The sequence below is a fragment of the Actinotalea sp. genome, from assembly GCF_035443605.1.
GTDB lineage: Bacteria > Actinomycetota > Actinomycetes > Actinomycetales > Cellulomonadaceae > Actinotalea.
Map to the genome: position 1 here is coordinate 5,070 of NZ_DAORSQ010000006.1, position 16,815 is coordinate 21,884.

Genomic DNA, 16,815 nt, shown 5'->3' on the forward strand with positions numbered 1-16,815 from the left:
GGTGCGGACCCTGCAGGGTCGCCTCAACGCGGTGGCGAACCGCCCCCGGTCCCGAGTACCCACCACCCCCTCCCAGCGCGGAGCGTTCTGGTCGAGACACGCGGGCGTGTCGTGACCGATCGCTCCGCATCAGGCACGAACCCTCCGCAGGACGAGGCAAGGCTCCGCATGCAGCACCGGGACGCTCCGCAGGAGGCCGGGACGCTCCGCCCAACGGCGGGACGCTCCGCTCAACGCAGGAACGCTCCGCACGAGGGACGGACGCTCCGCACCGGCGGCGGTAGCGTGCCCCCATGCGGATCGCCACGTGGAACATCAACTCGGTCCGGGCCCGCGCGGACCGGGCCGTCGCCTGGCTCGAGCGCACCGGCACGGACGTGCTCGCGCTCCAGGAGACGAAGTGCACCGACGCGCAGTTCCCGTACGCCGCGTTCGAGGCCGCCGGTTACGAGGTCGCGCACGTGGGGCTGAGCCAGTGGAACGGCGTGGCCCTCGTCTCGCGCGTCGGCATCGCCGACGTGGAGATCGGGTTCCCGGACCAGCCCACCTTCGGGGACCCGGACCCCGTGGTCGAGGCCAGGGCGATCGGCGCGACGTGCGGCGGCGTGCGCGTGTGGAGCCTGTACGTGCCCCACGGCCGCGCGCCGGACAACCCCCACTACGCCTACAAGCTCGAGTGGCTGGCCCGGCTGCGCACCGCCGCCGCGCGCTGGATCGACCCGGAGGTCGGCGACCCGCGGGCCCAGGTGGCGCTGGTGGGTGACTGGAACGTCATCCCGCTGGACACCGACGTGTGGGACGTCACGGCGTTCGAGGGCCAGACCCACGTCACGCCGGCCGAGCGCGCGGCGTTCGCCGCGTTCGCGGACACCGGCTTCACCGAGGTCTCCCGCGTGCACCTGCCGCAGGAGGGCAGGTACACCTACTGGGACTACCAGCAGCTGGCGTTCCCCAAGAACAAGGGCCTGCGGATCGACTTCGCCTACACGTCCCCGGCGCTGACCGCCCGGGTGACCGACGTGAGCATCGACCGCGAGGAGCGCAAGGGCAAGGGCGCCTCCGACCATGTACCCGTGGTCGTCGACCTCGCCGAGGACCCCGCGTGAGCCTCCCCCCGCCGCCCCCGAGGCAGGGCGCTCCCGGGCCCGGCCCGGGGTCGCCGGGGCACGCACCGGGGCACGCACCGGGGCAGGGCGCCTACTACCCGGACCAGCCGTACTACGCGCCCGGGTGGAGCGCCCCCGTGACCCAGCCCGCGCCCCGGCGCAGCCGCAGGGGCCTGTGGATCGCGCTGGGTGTGCTCGGCGGCCTCGGCGTCGCGGGCGTCACCACCGCGCTCGTGCTCGGCGCGATCTTCCTGCGCGACCTGCAGCCGCTGGGCGCCGTCGACGGCCCGACCACGGCCCACGTCGGCCGCCTGGACGCCGGGCACTGCCTCACAGCGCTGCCGGCAGACGGCTCGGTGTCCCGCGTCGAGGTGGTGCCGTGCAGCTCGGCGCACGAGGCCGAGGTGGTCGGGGTGCTGACGCTGCCCGACGGCGCCTGGCCGGGCACGGACGAGGTCGAGCAGCGGGTGGGCGCGTGGTGCGAGATGGACAACGCCCAGCTCGCCGCGGGCCTGCGACCCGTCGTCTGGACCCCCACCGAGCGCGGCTGGGGCCAGGGCGACCGCGACGGCGTCTGCCTGGCCTGGCAGCCCGACGCCGGCTGACCCGCGCCCCCACCCCGACCAGAACCGCGCGCGGTTCTGGTCGGGCCCCGGGCGTCAGGGTCCCGGAACCCGGCCGGACCGCGCCATCGGGGAGGCGCTCAGGCGGCCCAGAGCACCAGGCCGCCCGCATCGGCGTCGGCGTTGACGTCCACCTGGACCGTCGCGCCGTCGGACACCTGACCGGACAGCAGCAGCTTCGCCAGCCGGTCGCCGATCTCGCGCTGCACCAGGCGGCGCAGCGGCCGGGCGCCGTAGGCGGGGTCGAAGCCCTCGATCGCCAGCCACTCGCGCGCCGCCGGGCTCACCTCGAGGGTCAGCCGCCGCTCGGTGAGGCGCTCGGCCAGCCGCGCGACCTGGATCTCGACGATCTGGCCCAGCTCGTCCAGGCTCAGCGGGTCGAAGAGCACGACGTCGTCCAGCCGGTTGAGGAACTCCGGCTTGAAGGCCCGGTGCACCGCGTCCATCACCGCGGAGCGCTTGTCCGCCGGCGACAGGAGCGGGTCCACGAGGAACTGCGAGCCCAGGTTGGACGTCAGCACGAGGATGACGTTGCGGAAGTCGACCGTGCGGCCCTGGCCGTCGGTGAGCCGCCCGTCGTCGAGCACCTGGAGCAGGATGTCGAACACCTCGGGGTGGGCCTTCTCGATCTCGTCGAGCAGGATCACCGCGTACGGGCGCCGCCGCACCGCCTCGGTGAGCTGGCCGCCCTCCTCGTAGCCGATGTACCCGGGAGGCGCCCCGACGAGGCGCGCGACCGAGTGCTTCTCGCCGTACTCGGACATGTCGATGCGCACCATGGCGCGCTCGTCGTCGAACAGGAAGTCCGCGAGCGACTTCGCGAGCTCGGTCTTGCCCACCCCCGTGGGGCCGAGGAAGAGGAACGAGCCCGTGGGCCGGTCGGGGTCCGAGACGCCGGCCCTCGAGCGCCGGACGGCGTCCGAGACGGCCTCGACCGCCGGGCGCTGCCCGATGAGCCGCGCGGCGAGCACCTCCTCCATCCGCAGCAGCTTGGCGGTCTCCCCCTCGAGCAGCCGCCCGGTGGGGATGCCGGTCCACGCCGAGACCACCTCGGCGATCTCGTCCGGACCGACCTTCTCGGCGATCATCGGGGGCACGGCCGGCCCCTCGGCGCCCTCGGGCACGTCACGCTCGTCCAGGGCCGCCTCCGCGGCGGCGATCTCGCGCTCGACGGCGGGGATCTCGCCGTTCTGCAGGCGGCCGGCGGTCTCGTAGTCCCCCTCGCGCGCGGCGCGGTCGAAGGTCGTCCGGAGCTCGTCCAGGCGCACGCGCAGGTCACCCAGCCGGTTGGAGCCGGCCTTCTCCGACTCCCAGCGCACCGTCAGGCCGGCGAGCTGCTCGCGGCGGTCGGCGAGCTCGGCGCGCAGCTTGTCCAGCCGCTCGTGCGAGGCGTCGTCGTCCGCGGAGGCAAGGTAGGTCTCCTCCATCTCGAGGCGCCGGACGGCACGCTGGAGCGCGTCGATCTCCACCGGCGAGGAGTCCAGCTCCATCCGCAGGCGCGACGCGGCCTCGTCGACGAGGTCGATCGCCTTGTCCGGCAGCTGGCGGCCGGTGATGTACCGGTCGGACAGCGTGGCGGCGGCGACCAGCGCGGCGTCGGAGATCGTCACCTTGTGGTGCGCCTCGTACTTGCCGGCGATCCCGCGCAGGATCGCGACGGTGTCCGCGACGCTCGGCTCGCCGACGAACACCTGCTGGAAGCGCCGCTCGAGCGCAGGGTCCTTCTCGATCCGCTCGCGGAACTCGTCGAGGGTCGTGGCGCCCACGAGGCGCAGCTCGCCGCGCGCGAGCATCGGCTTGAGCATGTTGCCCGCGTCCATCGAGCCCTCCGCCGCCCCGGCGCCCACCACGGTGTGCAGCTCGTCGAGGAACGTGACCACCTGGCCGTCGGACGCCTTGATCTCCTCGAGCACGGCCTTGAGCCGCTCCTCGAACTCGCCGCGGTACTTGGCGCCGGCCACCATCGAGGCGAGGTCCAGGGCGATGAGCCGCTTGCCGCGCAAGGACTCGGGCACGTCGCCGTCGACGATGCGCTGGGCCAGGCCCTCGACGACGGCCGTCTTGCCGACGCCCGGCTCGCCGATGAGCACGGGGTTGTTCTTGGTCCGCCGGGACAGCACCTGCACCACGCGGCGGATCTCGCTGTCGCGGCCGATCACCGGGTCCAGCCGGCCCTCGCGCGCCGCGGCGGTGAGGTCGACGCCGTACTTCTCCAGCGCCTGGTACGTGCCCTCGGGGTCCGGCGAGCTGACCCTCGAGCCCCCGCGCACCGTCGGCAGCACCGCCGCGAGCGCGTCCCGCGTCCCGCCGGCGGACTGCAGCGCCTGCGCAGCGGGCGACGAGCCCGCGGCGATCCCGAGCAGCAGGTGCTCGGTGGACACGAAGTCGTCGCCGAGCGCCTGGGCCTCGGCCCCCGCCGCGGTGATGACGGCGCTCATGGCGCGCGAGACCGATGGCTGGTTGACCGAGCCGCCCGACGCGGCGGGCAGCGTGGCGCGCGCGGTCGCGAGCCGGCGCGCCAGGTCCGCGCGGTCGACGCCGACGGCGTCCAGCAGCCCGATGTGCATGCCACCCGGCTGGGCGAGCAGCGCCTCGAGCACGTGCACCGGCTCCAGCTGGGGGTTCCCGGCGGCGGTCGCGGCCTGCAAGGCCGCCGTGAGGGCCTCCTGCGACTTCGTCGTGAACTTCGCGTCCATGGGGGTGCTGCCTCCGCGGTTCGAGGGTGTCCGTGCTGGTCATCGGCGGAACGTCCGTAAACTTGAGTCTATTCCGCTCAACTCTTCGACGCGAGGCGTCCTCCGACCCGGTCGCGAGACCGGTGCGGCGCGGATCCGCGGTGACGTCACGCGCCCGACCCCTCGGCACGGACGCCCCGCGCTGGCATGATCGGGTCGGGGCCCGACCGCGACCCCGCACGACCGAGGGAGACCCGCCACCTTGATGATCATCGTCGGCTACACGCCCACCCCCGAGGGCGAGGCCGCACTCGAGCACGCCATCGGCGAGGCCCACAACCACGGCGACGAGCTGCTCGTCGTCAACGTCTCCGCCCAGAGCGACCCGCCGGACGAGACCTTTGCCACCGACACCGAGGTCGCGGCGGTCCAGGCCCGGCTCGACGCCGAGGGCCTGCGCTACACGCTGCGCCAGCTGGTGCGGGGCAAGGACGCGGCAGACGAGATCCTCGACCTGTCGCAGGAGCACCACGTCCGCGGCATCGTCATCGGCGTGCGGCACCGCAGCCCGGTGGGCAAGCTGCTGCTCGGCAGCAACTCCCAGCGCATCCTGCTCGAGGCCCGGTGCCCGGTCATCGCGGTCAAGGCGGCCCGCTGACGTGTGGCGGCCCGACGTCCTCGGTGACGGCTGGTCGGCCCGGACGCTGACCCTGCGCCCGGACGCGCGCGGCGAGGTCGTGGCCACCCTGGTGCGCAGGGACCACGCCGGCCCGCCCCGCGCGCGCGCCGTGCTCTACCTGCACGGGTACGTCGACTACTTCTTCCAGCGCCACCTCGGCGACTTCTGGGACGCCAGGGGCTTCGACTTCTACGCCCTGGACCTGCGCGGCCACGGCCGCTCCCTGCTCGACCACCAGGTGCCCAACGACGTCGCGGCCCTGGCCACCTACGCCGAGGAGCTCGACGCCGCCGTGCGCCTGCTGCGCGAGGCCGGGTACGAGGTCGTGGTGCTCAACGCCCACTCGACCGGCGGGCTCGTCGGCGCGCTGTGGCTCGACGCCCGGGCGGGCCGCGCGACCGGGGCGGTGGTCGACGCCGCCGTGCTCAACAGCCCGTGGTTCGACCTCAACCGGCCGTGGGTGGACCGCGTGGTCACCACCCGGGCGGTGGACGTGCTCGGCCGGGTCGCGCCCCTGACCGTCGTCGGCCAGACCGGGCGGCACTACGGGGAGTGGCTGCACAGCCCGGCCGGCGGTGGCTGGAGCTATGACCTGGGGTGGAAGCCCGACGCCGGGTTCGGGGTGCGCGCCGGCTGGTTCCGCGCCATCCGACGCGGGCACCGGGCGCTGGCCCGCGGCCTGGCGATCGACGTCCCGGTGCTGGTCTGCGCGTCGGACGCGAGCGGACCGGCCGACCGCTGGCACGACGCGCTGGACCGCACCGACAGCGTGCTCGACGTCCGGCACATCCTCGCCGGCGCGCCGCGCCTCGGCCCGGACGTCACCGTGGTCCAGGTGCCCGGCGGGGTGCACGACCTCGTCCTGTCGCCCGAGCCCGCGCGCACGGCCTACCTCGACGCCGTCGCCGCGTGGGTCGCCGAGCGCGTGCCCGGCGCAGCCGGATGACCTCGGCAGCACCCGAGCCGTCGGCGAGCGCACGCGCCAACGCCCGGTTCGAGCACCCGCGCGACGTCGCGCACGGCCCGGTGCGCACGTTCCACCCGCGCCGCAGCGCGCTCGGCCCGGCCCGCACCGACGCCCTGGAGCGCCTGTGGCCGGTCTACGGCTTCTCGGTGCACGACGACGCCTCCGGCACCGGCCCGGCACGGGCGGACGGCACCCTGGACACCGTCGCCCTGTTCGGCCGCGCAGCCCCCGTCGTGCTGGAGATCGGCTCCGGGATGGGCGAGGCCGTCGCGGCGATGGCGGCGGCGGACCCGGACCGCGACTACCTCGCGGTCGAGGCGCACCTGCCGGGGCTCGCGCACCTGCTCACGCTCGTCGAGCGGCGCGGGCTGACGACGGTCCGGCTGGCCCATGGCGACGCGCTCGACCTCGTGCGCCGCATCGCGCCGTCGTCCCTCGACGCGGTGCACGTCTTCTTCCCCGACCCGTGGCCCAAGCCCAAGCACCACAAGCGCCGGATCATCGCCCCCGCGCACGTCGCGCTGCTGCGCTCCCGGCTGGTGCCCGGCGGGACGCTGCACTGCGCGACGGACTGGGCCCCGTACGCGCACGAGATGCTCGCGGTGCTCGCCACCGACCCCGAGCTCGACAACCCCCATGCCGGGTTCGCCCCGCGCCCCGCGCACCGTCCGGTGACGAAGTTCGAGCGCCGCGGCCTGGCCCTGGGGCACCAGGTCTACGACGTGGTGACGCAGCGCGTCAGCGCGCCGCACCCTTGAGGGTGCCGGTCACGCCGCCGTCGAGATCCACGACGAGGCACAGCAGCTCGCGGTCGTCGAGCTGCTCCCAGCCCTCCTGGAGCGGGTACATCGGCAGGTAGGCCAGCGCGGACTCCTCGTAGGACAGCCGCACGAAGCCCTCGAACTCGCTGTAGCAGTAGTCGTCGGCGAGGGTGGAGATCTCCTCCTCGCCCGGGTAGTCACCCGCCGGGAGGTCCTTGGCCGCGTAGACCTCGGAGTCGTGCGCCTCGGCGCACGGGATGACGGGGACGGTCTCGACGACGTCGCCGAGCGCGGCGGAGTCGAGGCAGTCACCGACCTGCAGGGCGAAGACGTCGCTGTCCGAGGCCTCGGTGATCTGGCCGGACTCCTCGTCCCGCTCCGGCTGGTCGGCGCCGCAGCCCGCGAGCAGCGTGCCGGCCACGGTGAGGGCGGCGAGCGCGGCGATGGTCGTGGGACGGGTGCGGCGCATGGCCTCTCCTCGGCTGGTACTGCTCCGTGTGGACGGGAGCGCTCCCGGCCCCCGCGCACAGGCTAGGGGTCGGCGACGCACCCAGGGAAGCCGGGCGCGCCCGCGTGCCGCCCGGCGGCGTCGCGGCGGGTGAAACCCGGCGGCCGGGCGGGTGAATGCGTCCCGCGACCCGCCGCCCGGCACCCTGCCGTGCCTACCCTGCGAGCATGAGCACCCTGACACCGGAGTCGATGGCTCGGGCCGTGGAGCACGCGCGGTACGAGCTGCTCCGCGCGGGCCGCTGGGAGGACCTGCGCGAGGCCGAGCGCTTCACCCGCGTCGAGACGCTCATCAGCGCGCTGGACGCCTCAGGCGTCACGACGCAGCTGGCCGAGCTCCAGGGTGCCGCCGCACGGGCGGACGAGCTCGCCGCACTCGTGACCCGGCGCGACGCCGACGTCGCCCGGCTCACCGCCCTCGTGTCCACCCTGAGCACGGAGCTCACCGAGGAGATCGCCGTGCGCGCGGACGCGGAGACCCGCGCACGGTCCGCGGAGGGCAGGCTGGCGGCGGCGCGGGAGGCGCTGGCCGAGGACAACGACGTCGCCGAGCTGCTGGCCCCCGAGCGGCGCGCGCCGTTCTCCCGCATCCCGCGGGTGGCCGAGGCCGGCTGACTACGCCTCGACCACCTGGCCGTCGGCGACCGTCACGGCGACGCCAGGGAGCGGCCGCGGCGCCGGGCCGCTGAGGTTCTCTCCGGTCGTGAGGTCGAACACCGAGTCGTGGCACGGGCAGACCAGCCGCACCGTCGCCTCGTCCAGCTGCACCGTGCAGCCCTGATGCGTGCACACAGCGCTGAACGCGACGACGGTGCCCTCCTGCGGCTGGGCCACGAAGATCTCGGCCCCGCCCGCCGTCGTCGCGGCGACCGCCCCGCCCACGGGGACGTCGGCGAGCGCGACGATCGGGCTGCCGGGGCTGGCGGACGCGGCGGTGCCGGAGCCGGCCGGTGCGCAGGCCGCGAGGGTCCCGACGCCGGCTGCGGCCGCCGTCCCGGCCAGGAAGGTGCGGCGGGTGACGGTCATCGAGTGCTCCCGAGGGTCTCGGCTGCGACCGGGCCCACCCCGGACACCACGTCAACACCCATGACGGTGCGAATCATCCGGCCGCCGCGACCCCGGCGTGCCGGCCCGCACTAGGCTGCCCGCAACCGGGGTCGCGGACCACCCCGGTGGCGACCGGGAGGGACCGCGGATGCTCCTGCAGGCCACGCCCGACACCGGTGGGCTGACGTCCGCGGGCACCCTGGCGATCTGCCTCGCCGTCGCCGTCGTCGCCGTGCTGGTCTCGGACCGGATGCCCGCGCGCCTGCCCGTGCCCGCCGTCGTCCTCCAGCTCGTCGGGGGCGTCGTCGTGGGCCCCGCCGTGCTCGGGCTGGCACGCGAGGACGAGGTGGTGGCGGCCTTCAGCGAGCTGGGCCTGGCGATGCTGCTCTTCCTCGCCGGCTACGAGATCGAGCCTGCCAGGGTGCGCGGGAGGCCCCTGCGGGGCGCCGTGACGGCATGGGGCGTGGCGCTCGCCGTCGGCCTGCTCGTCGGCACCGGGGTCGTCGGGCTGACCGGCGAGGGCACCGCGCTCACCGGTCTGGTCATCGGCCTGGCGCTCACGACGACGGCGCTGGGCACCATCCTGCCGATCGTGCAGGACGCGGGGGTGCTTGAGTCCCGCTTCGGCACCCACGTGCTGGCCGTCGGCGCCGTCGGCGAGTTCGGGCCGATCCTCGCGATCGCCCTGCTGCTGTCGGGTCAGGCGCCCACGCGGACGGCGACGGCCCTGCTCGTCTTCGCGGCGCTCTCCGTGGCGCTGCTCGTCGTGGCGCAACGCCCCACGCCGCCGCGGCTGCTCACGCTCATCGCCCGGACCCTGCACACCAGCGGGCAGCTCGTGGTGCTGCTCATGATGCTCATGGTCCTCGTGATGGTGTGGCTCGCGGGCTCCCTGGGCCTGGACGTGCTCCTCGGGGCGTTCACGGCCGGGCTGGTCGCGCGCGCGTTCCTCGCGGCCGGCGCGGACGAGACGGTGCGGCGGGCCACCGTGCACCGGCTCGAGGGGATCGGGTTCGGCCTGCTCATCCCGATCTTCTTCGTCGTCAGCGGGATGCGGTTCGACCTGCGCTCGCTGCTCGCCGAGCCGCGGCTGCTGCTGCTCGTGCCCCTGTTCCTCGCGCTCTTCCTGCTCGTGCGCGGGGTGCCGGTGTGGCTCGTCGCCCGTCGGGACCTGCCGTCCGGTGAGCGCGCGGCCCTCGGGCTGTACGGCGCGACGGCACTGCCGCTCGTCGTGGTCATCACGACCATCGGGATGCGGTCCGGCGGCCTACCGGCTAGCGTCGCCGCAGCGCTGGTGGGGGCCGGGATGGTCTCGGTGCTCGTGCTGCCGCTGGTCGCGAACCGACTGCTCGGGCGGGCCGCCGCCGGGCACTCGCCCGCCGCGCGTCCCGGGGCGCTCTGAGCCGGGCGCCCAGGGGGCGGGCGGCCCGGGGGGGCGGCCCGGGCCGGCGAGCGGGCCCGCCGGCCGGCAGGGTGCCGGGTCAGGCGAGCGGGACCGTGTGCGCGTCGTCGATCGCGACGACCTTCGCGACCCGACGGGCGTACTTCTCCTCGACCGCGCCCAGCCAGTCCGTGCTCATCCACACGCGCACGATCTCCAGCGCGAGCGCCGAGCCGATGATCTTGCCGCCGAGGCACAGGACGTTGGTGTCGGAGTGCGAGCGCGCCAGCCCGGCGCAGAACGGGTCCTGGCACACCGCGGCGAACACGCCGTGCACCTTGTTGGCGATCATGGCGCTGCCGTAGCCGACGCCGTCGACGAAGATCCCGCGATCGGCGCGGCCCTGCGCCACCGCGAGGCTCGCGGGCAGCACGTGGTCGGGCAGGTCGGCCGGCTCCGTGGTGTCCGTGCCGAAGTCCTCGACCTCGTGACCGTCGGCCCGCAGCAGCGCCGCGATCTCCAGCTTGAGGCCGAGGCCGGCGTGGTCGCTGGCCAGCGCGATGCGCATGCGAGGCTCCTTCGCACCGCCGGTCAGCGCTCCCGGCCGGGGCGGCCGACGCTGCCGGACTCGTCGTCACAGTAGCGCCGGAACCGCGTCATCGGCGGGCCCGTGGCGGCTCTCTCCAGGTATGAGGACGACGACGCTCGAGCTGGCCCTGGTGCCCTGCGCCGCGCGCCCGTCGACGGGGTTCGTGCACCTCGACGGGCCGTGCCGGTGCTTCGTGGGCGGCCCGGCCCCGGAGTTCGCCCCGGTCGTCGTGGTACCGCGGTTCGCCCCGGTCGCCGACGACCTCGCGCGCGGGTCCCACCTGCACCCCGCGGCCTGACGCTGGCCGAGGGCGGCGCTGCCGGGTCGACGCCCGGATCCGCCGGCCCTCACAGCGGGACGACGGGCTCCGGGTCCGAGCGTCGCACGGAGGCACCGAGCAGCAGGAGGCCGCCGAGCACCAGGAGCAGCCCGGCACCGGCCGGCGCCGTGAGGCGCTCGCCGAGCACCACGACGCCGAGGACCGTCGCGACCAGCGGTTCGACGAGCATGAGCGTGGCCACCGGACCCGGCGCGAGGCGCGCCAGCCCGCGCGCGTGCAGCACGTTCGCCACGGTCATCGTCGCCAGGCCGAGGTAGACGGCGAGCGCGACGCCACGCGGCGCGGCGATCCAGGCGAGCGGCTGCGTCGCCAGGACCGGCAGCAGCACGAGGCCGCCGAGCAGGAACGACGCCGTGAGGACGGGACCCGGCCGGCCACCCGCGTCGAACGCCCGCTTGACCGCGACCGTGTAGGCGGCGACCGCGAGCCCCGCACCGAGGGCCAGCGCGACCCCGGCGGGCTCGCCGCCCGTGAGGCCCTGCGCCGAGAGCAGGGTCAGCCCGAGCAGGCACACCGCCGTGGCGACGCCCCACGCCCGCGTCGGAGGATGGCCGGTCGCCCAGCCGAGCAGCCCCGCGAACAGCGGCGCCGACCCGACGGCGACGAGAGTCCCCAGCGCCACGCCCGCGCGCTCGACCCCGGCGAAGAAGCACAGCTGGTAGCTCGCGGTGCCGATCACGGAGGCGATCACCCACGGCGAGCGGGCGGCGCGCAGCGCCTCGACGCGGCGGTGGCCCAGCAGGGGCAGCACGAGGAGCAGGCCCAGCCCGCCGACGAGCAGCCGCACGGTGCCCACGCCGATCGGCGTCGTGCCCGCCGGGCCCAGCGCCTGGGCCGTGCCCGCCGTGCCGAACAGCACGGCGCCGAGCAGCACGCTCACGACGGCGGCGTTGGTGGACCGGGGCACGGCCGCGAGTCTCCCAGGTCCGGCGGCGCGCCGGGGTCGCCGGCTACGCCAGCCGGCGGGCGCGCAGCACGTCGTCGCGGACGTGGTGCCCGCCACGACCCGCCGGCACGTCGCGCGGTCGCTGCTCGTCGACCTCGACGAGCCAACCCTCGCCGAGCGCCCCGACGACGCCGGCGTGGCCCACGTAGTCGGCGGGGTCGAAGCCGCCGGCCCCGGCCTGCTCCATGTCGACCTCGGCGTGGTGCACCACGAGCAGCGTCCCGCCGACGGCCACCGCGGCGAGGAGTGCCCGCTCGGCGTCGAGGGTCGGCGTGCGGGGCAGCGCCGGGTACTGCACGGAGACGAGGTCGAACGCGCCGTCGGGCAGCCCCGCCTCGACGATGCCGGCGTGCACGCACCGCACCTCGACGCCGGCCTCGCGCGCGTGCCGCGCCGTGCGCTCGAGCGCGACGGCGGACACGTCCAGGGCCGTCACGTCCCAGCCCTGGCGGGCGAGCCACACCGCGTCGCCGCCCTCCCCGCAGCCGACGTCGAGCACCCGGCCGGGCGCGAGGCCGGCCACCTCGGCGACGAGGGCCCCGTTGGGCCGGCCGCTCCACAGGCGCTCCTCGCTCGCGTAGCGCTGGTCCCACTCCGCCGCGGTGTGCGCCGGCGGGCCGGCGTGGTCATGGGCCCGCGCGGCGTGCTGCGGAGCGTCGTCGTCGGCCGGCACGCCGGGGGACTCGTCGTGGGCGTCGGTCATGGTCAGCAGTCTCCCCCGGCCGGACCGATCGCGGTCCGTCCTGGCGGCGGATGGTGCGCGTGATACCGATGAGGCACCGCATGTGCCTCACGTGCACCACCCGTCACACGTGCCGCTACGACGACCACTGCCGGGGGCGACGAGCGGGAGTCCGGGCCGACGACGTCGCCAGGGGCGACGCGGGTCCAGGGCCGACGACGCGGCGCAGACCCTGGCGCTTCGAACACCTGTTCGACTATGCTGGTCCCATGCCCGTCGGCGGAGCAACCATCCTGCACGCCGACCTCGACGCCTTCTACGCCTCGGTCGAGCAGCTGCTCGACCCAGCCCTGCGCAACAGGCCGATCGCGGTCGGCGGCAGCCCGACGGGCGGCGTGGTGCTGGCGGCGTCGTACGAGGCCAAGGCGTTCGGGGTCCAGGGCGGGATGCCGGGGTGGCGCGCGGCCGGGCTGTGCCCGCGGCTCCGGTTCGTCGGCGGCCACTTCCGGGAGTACCAGCGGCTCGGCGACGCCGTCATGGCCGTGCTCGCCGACGTCACGCCGCTCGTCGAGCGGATCTCCATCGACGAGGCGTTCCTCGACGTCTCGGGCGCCACCCACCTCTTCGGCCCGCCCGAGGTCATCGCGACGACGATCCGCCGCCGGGTCCGCACGGAGATCGGCCTGCCCATCTCGGTGGGCGTCGCACGGACCAAGCACCTGGCCAAGATCGCGTCGCAGGTGGCCAAGCCCGACGGGCTCGTCGTCGTGCCCCCGGGGACCGAGCGCGCCTTCCTCGACCCGCTGCCCGTGGGGCTGATCTGGGGCGTCGGGCCCGTCAACGAGCAGCGCCTCGCGGACCACGGCATCCGCACCATCGGGGAGCTCGCGCAGACGCCGTCGTCGGCCGTGGAGCGGATCCTCGGCCACGGCGTCGGGCACCAGCTCAGCGCGATGGCGATGGACCAGGACCCGCGGCGGGTCGTCACGTCGCACCGCGCGCGATCCGTCGGCGCGCAGCAGGCGATGCGCCGGCGCGCGCCGGAGCCGGCCGACGTGCGCGAGGTGCTGGCACACCTCAGCGACCGCGTCTCGCGCCGGATGCGGGGCGCGGGTCACGCCGGCCGCACGGTGACGGTCCGCGTCCGGTTCGCGGGGATGACGTCGGTGACCCGCTCGCACACGCTCGCCGAGCCCGTCGCGACCACCCTGACCCTCACCGAGGTCGCCGAGCGGCTGGTCTGGGCGGCGGTCGCCGACCACCCCGGCCAGGAGATCAGCCTGCTCGCGGTGTCGGTGTCCAACCTCGCCGCCCAGCGCGCCCTCCAGCTCGAGCTGGACCTCGAGCCAGACGACCCCTGGCGGCCGGGCTCCCCTGCCGGCGCGGCACGGCGCGCCGTGGACGGCTCGGTCGACGCGATCCGCACCCGGTTCGGCCGGGAGTCCGTGGGCTACCTGCCCGTCGTGCTGCGTCGCGGCGGCGCGGTGCCCGACGAGTTCCGCGAGCTCGCGGAGCACGAGCTGTGACGTGATCGAGCCCGCTCCGGCCCTTCGGCACGACGGCCACCGCGAGGGCGGCGTCCCCGGCGGACGGCGCCCGGCGCCGCGTGCTCGTCGGTCAGCCGCCGGCCGCGACGGAGGTCGGGGAGCGCGCCGGTTCAGCACCGAGCGGGCCGACCCACCTCCCGTGGCGACGGCCGGCCTGCTCCGGCACCACCGACAGGGTCCGCACCTGCACCTGCACCGGCGACGGCTGCTCGATGCTCGCCGAGGGGCCCGGCCTGCCAAGGTGGTACCCCTGGCCGAGCCGGCAGCCCAGGTGCCGCAGCGCGACGAGCTGGGACGGTCGCTCGATCCCCTCCGCGATCGTCACCGCACGCAGGGCCTTCGCCATCTCGACGATCGCCAGGACGAGGGCGTTGACCTTGGGGTCCCGGTCCACCTCGTCGACGAACGACTTGTCGATCTTGACGATGTCGATCGGGAACTCGGCGAGGTAGGCCAGGGAGGACTGCCCGGTGCCGAAGTCGTCGAGCGCGATGGACACCCCCAGGTCGTGGGCGGCCTGCACGGTCGCCAGCGCGGCCTTCGGGTCGGCGATGATCGCCGTCTCGGTGATCTCGAGGCACAGCTGGGCCGGCACGAGCGTCGAGCCGGACAGGACGGCCGTGAGGTCGGCGAGGAAGGCCGGATCGCTCAGCTGGGCGGCGGAGACGTTCACCGACATGATCGCCGGGACCTCGGCGTGGGGGTCCCACCGCTCCGCCTGATGGATCGCCAGCCGCAGGCGGTGCAGCCCCAGGACGCCGATGGTCCCCGTGCGCTCGGCGGCGGGGATGAAGTCGCCCGGGGCACCGGGCGACCGGACGGCTCGGTCCACCGGGCGAGCGCCTCCATGCCGACGACGCGACCGTCACCGAGGTCGACGATGGGCTGGTAGTGGGCGGTCACCCGGCCCGCGTCCACGGCTCGGCAGAGTCGACGCGCCAGGACGAGGTCGCGCAGGAGGACGTCGAGGGGGCGCGGCTCCTGCCGGACCAGCCAGGCGACGACGACGCCGACCACGACGAACAGCGACAGCCGGACCACCCACTCACCGACCGGCTGAGCAGCGCCGTCCAGCGGGCCGAGCGTCCCGGCGACCGGCATGAACGGGCCGGCCGCCAGCCCGGCGGTCACGCCAGCACCGGCCGCGGCCGCTCTGCCGAAGGCCGCCCCGACGAAGATCACCGGGAGGTAGAACAGGTGGACCAGCCCGGTGGGCGACCCGGAGCTCCCGCTCCGCCAGACCACGACGGTGATGAGCACCGCGAGCGCGACGATCCCGAGCGCCGAGGGCACGAAGGCGCCCCGCCGCAGCTGCGGCACGGGACGCGGGGCCGCCCACCGGGCCCTCGACCCGGCACGCGGCATCCTCATCCTGCTCACGACCGCCACCGAACAGCGACGACCGAGCACAGCCGACCCCGTGCTGCGCGCGTCATGTCAACTCCCTCACGGATCGGCCCACCTACTCGTCGCCCGGTGGACGTCGAAGATGAGAGTTTCGTCACCTCCAGATCAGGTCCGCCGTCCGTCGTGGACGGCCGCCGAGCACGAGCCGTGAGCCACCCGTGGCGCTGATGCCCGTGCACCAGGGAGATCTCGTCACGGTGCGCGGACGTCCCGGGGTGTGGCGGGTCGCACGGGTCCGCCGCGGGGCCGTGTGGGTCGCGTCCGTCAGCCTCGACGTCACGGCCACGGCGGTCACCGTCGCGGTGCACGACGTCGAGGTGTGGTCGCCCGAGGAGTGAGGCGAGGCACCCGACCGGTGCACGACGGCGGCACGACGGCCGCGAGGGCCGCGAGGGGCGCGTCGCTCGCGCCACCGAGCGACGCCTCGCGTTCCCGCGGGACCAGGGGTTGTCCCGCGGTCGACCGCGTACCTAGGCTTGACCGCGGGCCGTGGTTCGCTGCCCGCACCCCACCAGATCGAGGCTGATCATGCCCGAGGGAGCGGTCGAGGCGGCACCCCAGGGCGGGCCACTCGGACGGCGGTACGTCTCGACGGGCTCGTTGCCCGACGGCCGACGTGTCGACGTCCTTGTCCGACAGGCGCACGGGCACTTCCGGGAGGTCAGCGACGGTGCGCTCTCCGGCACCTACCCCGTGCTGGCCGACGCCGACCCGCGGCACTTCGGCATCGCCCTCACCGGTACCGACGGCGTCATCCACGAGGTCGGCGACTCCCGGGTGGCGTTCACGCTGATGAGCGTCTCCAAGCCGTTCGTGTTCGCCCTGGCCTGCGAGGCCGTCGGCACCGCGCAGGTGCGCCGGCTCGTCGGGGTGAACGCGACCGGGCTGCCGTTCAACTCGGCACAGGCTGTGGAGCGCGCCCGGGACGGTCGGACCAACCCGATGGTCAACCCCGGCGCGATCGCCACGACGAGCCTCGTACCGGGATCGTCACGGGAGGACCGCTGGGACCGGCTGGTCCGCGGCCTGTCCCGGTTCGCCGGACGTCCGCTGGAGCTCGACCACGACACCCTCGCCAGCGCCCGGGCCACGAACTTCCGCAACCGGGCCCTGGCCATGCTGCTGCAGGAGGCCGGCGCCCTGTCCGGCGACCCCCTGGACGCCGTCGACCTCTACACCCTGCAGTGCTGCCTGGCGGTGACCGCCGCCGACCTGGCCACGATGGGTGCCACCCTCGCCGACGGCGGGGTGAACCCGGTCACCGGCGAGCGGGTCGTGAGCGCGGCCGTGGCCCGGGCGACGCTGGCCGTGATGAGCGTCGCCGGGATGTACGAGGCCTCGGGGGACTGGTTGCTCGACGTCGGGGTGCCGGGCAAGAGCGGGATCAGCGGCGGGGTCGTGGCCGTCTCGCCCGGCAAGGGGGCGTTGGGGGTCTTCTCGCCGCTCCTGGACGCCGACGGCAACAGTGTGCGCGGGCAGCTGGCCGCCCGGTACCTCGCGCACGAGCTCGGTCTCGACCTGCTCGGGTCCGAGCCGACGTAGGGCGACCCGGCGACGA

General features: G+C 75.2%; 17 protein-coding genes and 1 pseudogene. 11 read left to right on the forward strand and 7 right to left on the reverse strand.

The genetic code is table 11. The features are described from left to right. The first annotated feature begins 293 nt into the window (after positions 1-293). The gene (locus tag PKY62_RS01480) at positions 294-1,106 is read left to right on the forward strand and encodes an exodeoxyribonuclease III (RefSeq protein WP_324534136.1); all 813 of its coding nucleotides are present in this window, start codon (positions 294-296) and stop codon (positions 1,104-1,106) included. Next, positions 1,103-1,711: a septum formation family protein gene (locus PKY62_RS01485; protein WP_324534139.1), complete on the forward strand. Its 609-nt coding sequence runs from the start codon at positions 1,103-1,105 to the stop codon at positions 1,709-1,711. The genes PKY62_RS01480 and PKY62_RS01485 overlap by 4 nt, the downstream gene beginning before the upstream one ends. 98 nt (positions 1,712-1,809) lie before the next feature. Here the strand turns inward: PKY62_RS01485 and clpB are convergent, their stop codons facing one another. Next, entirely contained in the window at positions 1,810-4,425 is a 2,616-nt protein-coding gene (gene clpB / locus PKY62_RS01490; protein WP_324534142.1) for an ATP-dependent chaperone ClpB, read from the reverse strand. 241 nt (positions 4,426-4,666) lie between these two features. On the opposite strand from clpB, the gene PKY62_RS01495 reads away from it, so the two are divergent. The 3 genes from PKY62_RS01495 to trmB are packed head-to-tail and all read left to right on the forward strand — an operon-like array spanning position 4,667 to position 6,808. After that, positions 4,667-5,062 (forward strand): universal stress protein, encoded by a 396-nt coding sequence (locus tag PKY62_RS01495; RefSeq protein WP_502875766.1) that lies wholly within the window; start codon positions 4,667-4,669, stop codon positions 5,060-5,062. 1 nt (position 5,063) lies between these two features. Next, the gene (locus PKY62_RS01500; protein ID WP_324534146.1) at positions 5,064-6,029 is read left to right on the forward strand and encodes an alpha/beta hydrolase; all 966 of its coding nucleotides are present in this window, start codon (positions 5,064-5,066) and stop codon (positions 6,027-6,029) included. Further along, positions 6,026-6,808, forward strand: coding sequence for a tRNA (guanosine(46)-N7)-methyltransferase TrmB (gene trmB / locus PKY62_RS01505; RefSeq protein WP_324534148.1), 783 nt, complete (start codon positions 6,026-6,028; stop codon positions 6,806-6,808). Before PKY62_RS01500 ends, trmB begins: the two co-directional genes overlap by 4 nt. Here the strand turns inward: trmB and PKY62_RS01510 are convergent. Further along, the gene (locus tag PKY62_RS01510; RefSeq protein ID WP_324534150.1) at positions 6,789-7,280 is read right to left on the reverse strand and encodes a septum formation family protein; all 492 of its coding nucleotides are present in this window, start codon (positions 7,278-7,280) and stop codon (positions 6,789-6,791) included. The two genes, trmB and PKY62_RS01510, sit on opposite strands and share 20 nt — an antisense overlap. A 206-nt stretch (positions 7,281-7,486) precedes the next feature. On the opposite strand from PKY62_RS01510, the gene PKY62_RS01515 reads away from it, so the two are divergent. Further along, on the forward strand, positions 7,487-7,933 hold the full coding sequence (locus tag PKY62_RS01515) for a hypothetical protein (protein WP_324534152.1): 447 nt from the start codon (positions 7,487-7,489) through the stop codon (positions 7,931-7,933). On the opposite strand, the gene PKY62_RS01520 is transcribed toward PKY62_RS01515, so the two are convergent. Next, on the reverse strand, positions 7,934-8,344 hold the full coding sequence (locus tag PKY62_RS01520; protein ID WP_324534154.1) for a Rieske (2Fe-2S) protein: 411 nt from the start codon (positions 8,342-8,344) through the stop codon (positions 7,934-7,936). It abuts the gene before it with no gap. 169 nt (positions 8,345-8,513) lie between these two features. On the opposite strand from PKY62_RS01520, the gene PKY62_RS01525 reads away from it, so the two are divergent. After that, positions 8,514-9,767: a cation:proton antiporter gene (locus PKY62_RS01525; protein ID WP_324534156.1), complete on the forward strand. Its 1,254-nt coding sequence runs from the start codon at positions 8,514-8,516 to the stop codon at positions 9,765-9,767. A 79-nt stretch (positions 9,768-9,846) separates the two neighbouring features. Here PKY62_RS01525 and PKY62_RS01530 read toward each other — a convergent pair whose 3' ends face one another. Then, a complete protein-coding gene (locus PKY62_RS01530; RefSeq protein WP_324534158.1) occupies positions 9,847-10,314 on the reverse strand; it encodes an RpiB/LacA/LacB family sugar-phosphate isomerase in 468 nt (155 codons plus the stop codon). A gap of 121 nt (positions 10,315-10,435) precedes the next feature. Between PKY62_RS01530 and PKY62_RS01535 the strand changes: the two genes are divergently transcribed. Continuing rightward, entirely contained in the window at positions 10,436-10,633 is a 198-nt protein-coding gene (locus tag PKY62_RS01535) for a hypothetical protein (RefSeq protein WP_324534160.1), read from the forward strand. Positions 10,634-10,682: 49 nt separating this feature from the next. Here the strand turns inward: PKY62_RS01535 and PKY62_RS01540 are convergent, their stop codons facing one another. Both PKY62_RS01540 and PKY62_RS01545 read right to left on the reverse strand, forming a co-directional pair. After that, the gene (locus tag PKY62_RS01540) at positions 10,683-11,582 is read right to left on the reverse strand and encodes a DMT family transporter (protein ID WP_324534162.1); all 900 of its coding nucleotides are present in this window, start codon (positions 11,580-11,582) and stop codon (positions 10,683-10,685) included. Between the two features lie 43 nt (positions 11,583-11,625). Beyond that, the gene (locus PKY62_RS01545; protein WP_324534164.1) at positions 11,626-12,324 is read right to left on the reverse strand and encodes a class I SAM-dependent methyltransferase; all 699 of its coding nucleotides are present in this window, start codon (positions 12,322-12,324) and stop codon (positions 11,626-11,628) included. A 248-nt stretch (positions 12,325-12,572) separates the two neighbouring features. Between PKY62_RS01545 and dinB the strand changes: the two genes are divergently transcribed. Continuing rightward, complete coding sequence (gene dinB / locus PKY62_RS01550; RefSeq protein ID WP_324534166.1) at positions 12,573-13,829, forward strand: DNA polymerase IV; 1,257 nt, start codon at positions 12,573-12,575, stop codon at positions 13,827-13,829. A gap of 91 nt (positions 13,830-13,920) precedes the next feature. On the opposite strand, the pseudogene PKY62_RS13350 reads toward dinB, so the two are convergent. Then, a pseudogene (locus PKY62_RS13350) lies at positions 13,921-15,221 on the reverse strand (EAL domain-containing protein). Between the two features lie 194 nt (positions 15,222-15,415). Here PKY62_RS13350 and PKY62_RS01560 point away from each other — a divergent pair. Further along, a complete protein-coding gene (locus tag PKY62_RS01560; RefSeq protein ID WP_324534170.1) occupies positions 15,416-15,595 on the forward strand; it encodes a hypothetical protein in 180 nt (59 codons plus the stop codon). 190 nt (positions 15,596-15,785) lie between these two features. Further along, a complete protein-coding gene (gene glsA / locus PKY62_RS01565) occupies positions 15,786-16,799 on the forward strand; it encodes a glutaminase A (RefSeq protein ID WP_324534172.1) in 1,014 nt (337 codons plus the stop codon). Positions 16,800-16,815 lie beyond the last annotated feature (16 nt).

Bases quoted from the DNA above. Each gene is read 5' to 3' on its own strand.
- PKY62_RS01480 (WP_324534136.1), top strand. From the start codon at position 294: ATGCGGATCGCCACGTGGAACATCAACTCGGTCCGGGCCCGCGCGGAC.
- clpB (WP_324534142.1), bottom strand. From the start codon at position 4,425: ATGGACGCGAAGTTCACGACGAAGTCGCAGGAGGCCCTCACGGCGGCC.
- trmB (WP_324534148.1), top strand. From the start codon at position 6,026: ATGACCTCGGCAGCACCCGAGCCGTCGGCGAGCGCACGCGCCAACGCC.
- PKY62_RS01510 (WP_324534150.1), bottom strand. From the start codon at position 7,280: ATGCGCCGCACCCGTCCCACGACCATCGCCGCGCTCGCCGCCCTCACC.
- PKY62_RS01515 (WP_324534152.1), top strand. From the start codon at position 7,487: ATGAGCACCCTGACACCGGAGTCGATGGCTCGGGCCGTGGAGCACGCG.
- PKY62_RS01520 (WP_324534154.1), bottom strand. From the start codon at position 8,344: ATGACCGTCACCCGCCGCACCTTCCTGGCCGGGACGGCGGCCGCAGCC.
- PKY62_RS01525 (WP_324534156.1), top strand. From the start codon at position 8,514: ATGCTCCTGCAGGCCACGCCCGACACCGGTGGGCTGACGTCCGCGGGC.
- PKY62_RS01530 (WP_324534158.1), bottom strand. From the start codon at position 10,314: ATGCGCATCGCGCTGGCCAGCGACCACGCCGGCCTCGGCCTCAAGCTG.
- PKY62_RS01535 (WP_324534160.1), top strand. From the start codon at position 10,436: ATGAGGACGACGACGCTCGAGCTGGCCCTGGTGCCCTGCGCCGCGCGC.
- PKY62_RS01545 (WP_324534164.1), bottom strand. From the start codon at position 12,324: ATGACCGACGCCCACGACGAGTCCCCCGGCGTGCCGGCCGACGACGAC.
- dinB (WP_324534166.1), top strand. From the start codon at position 12,573: ATGCCCGTCGGCGGAGCAACCATCCTGCACGCCGACCTCGACGCCTTC.
- glsA (WP_324534172.1), top strand. From the start codon at position 15,786: ATGCCCGAGGGAGCGGTCGAGGCGGCACCCCAGGGCGGGCCACTCGGA.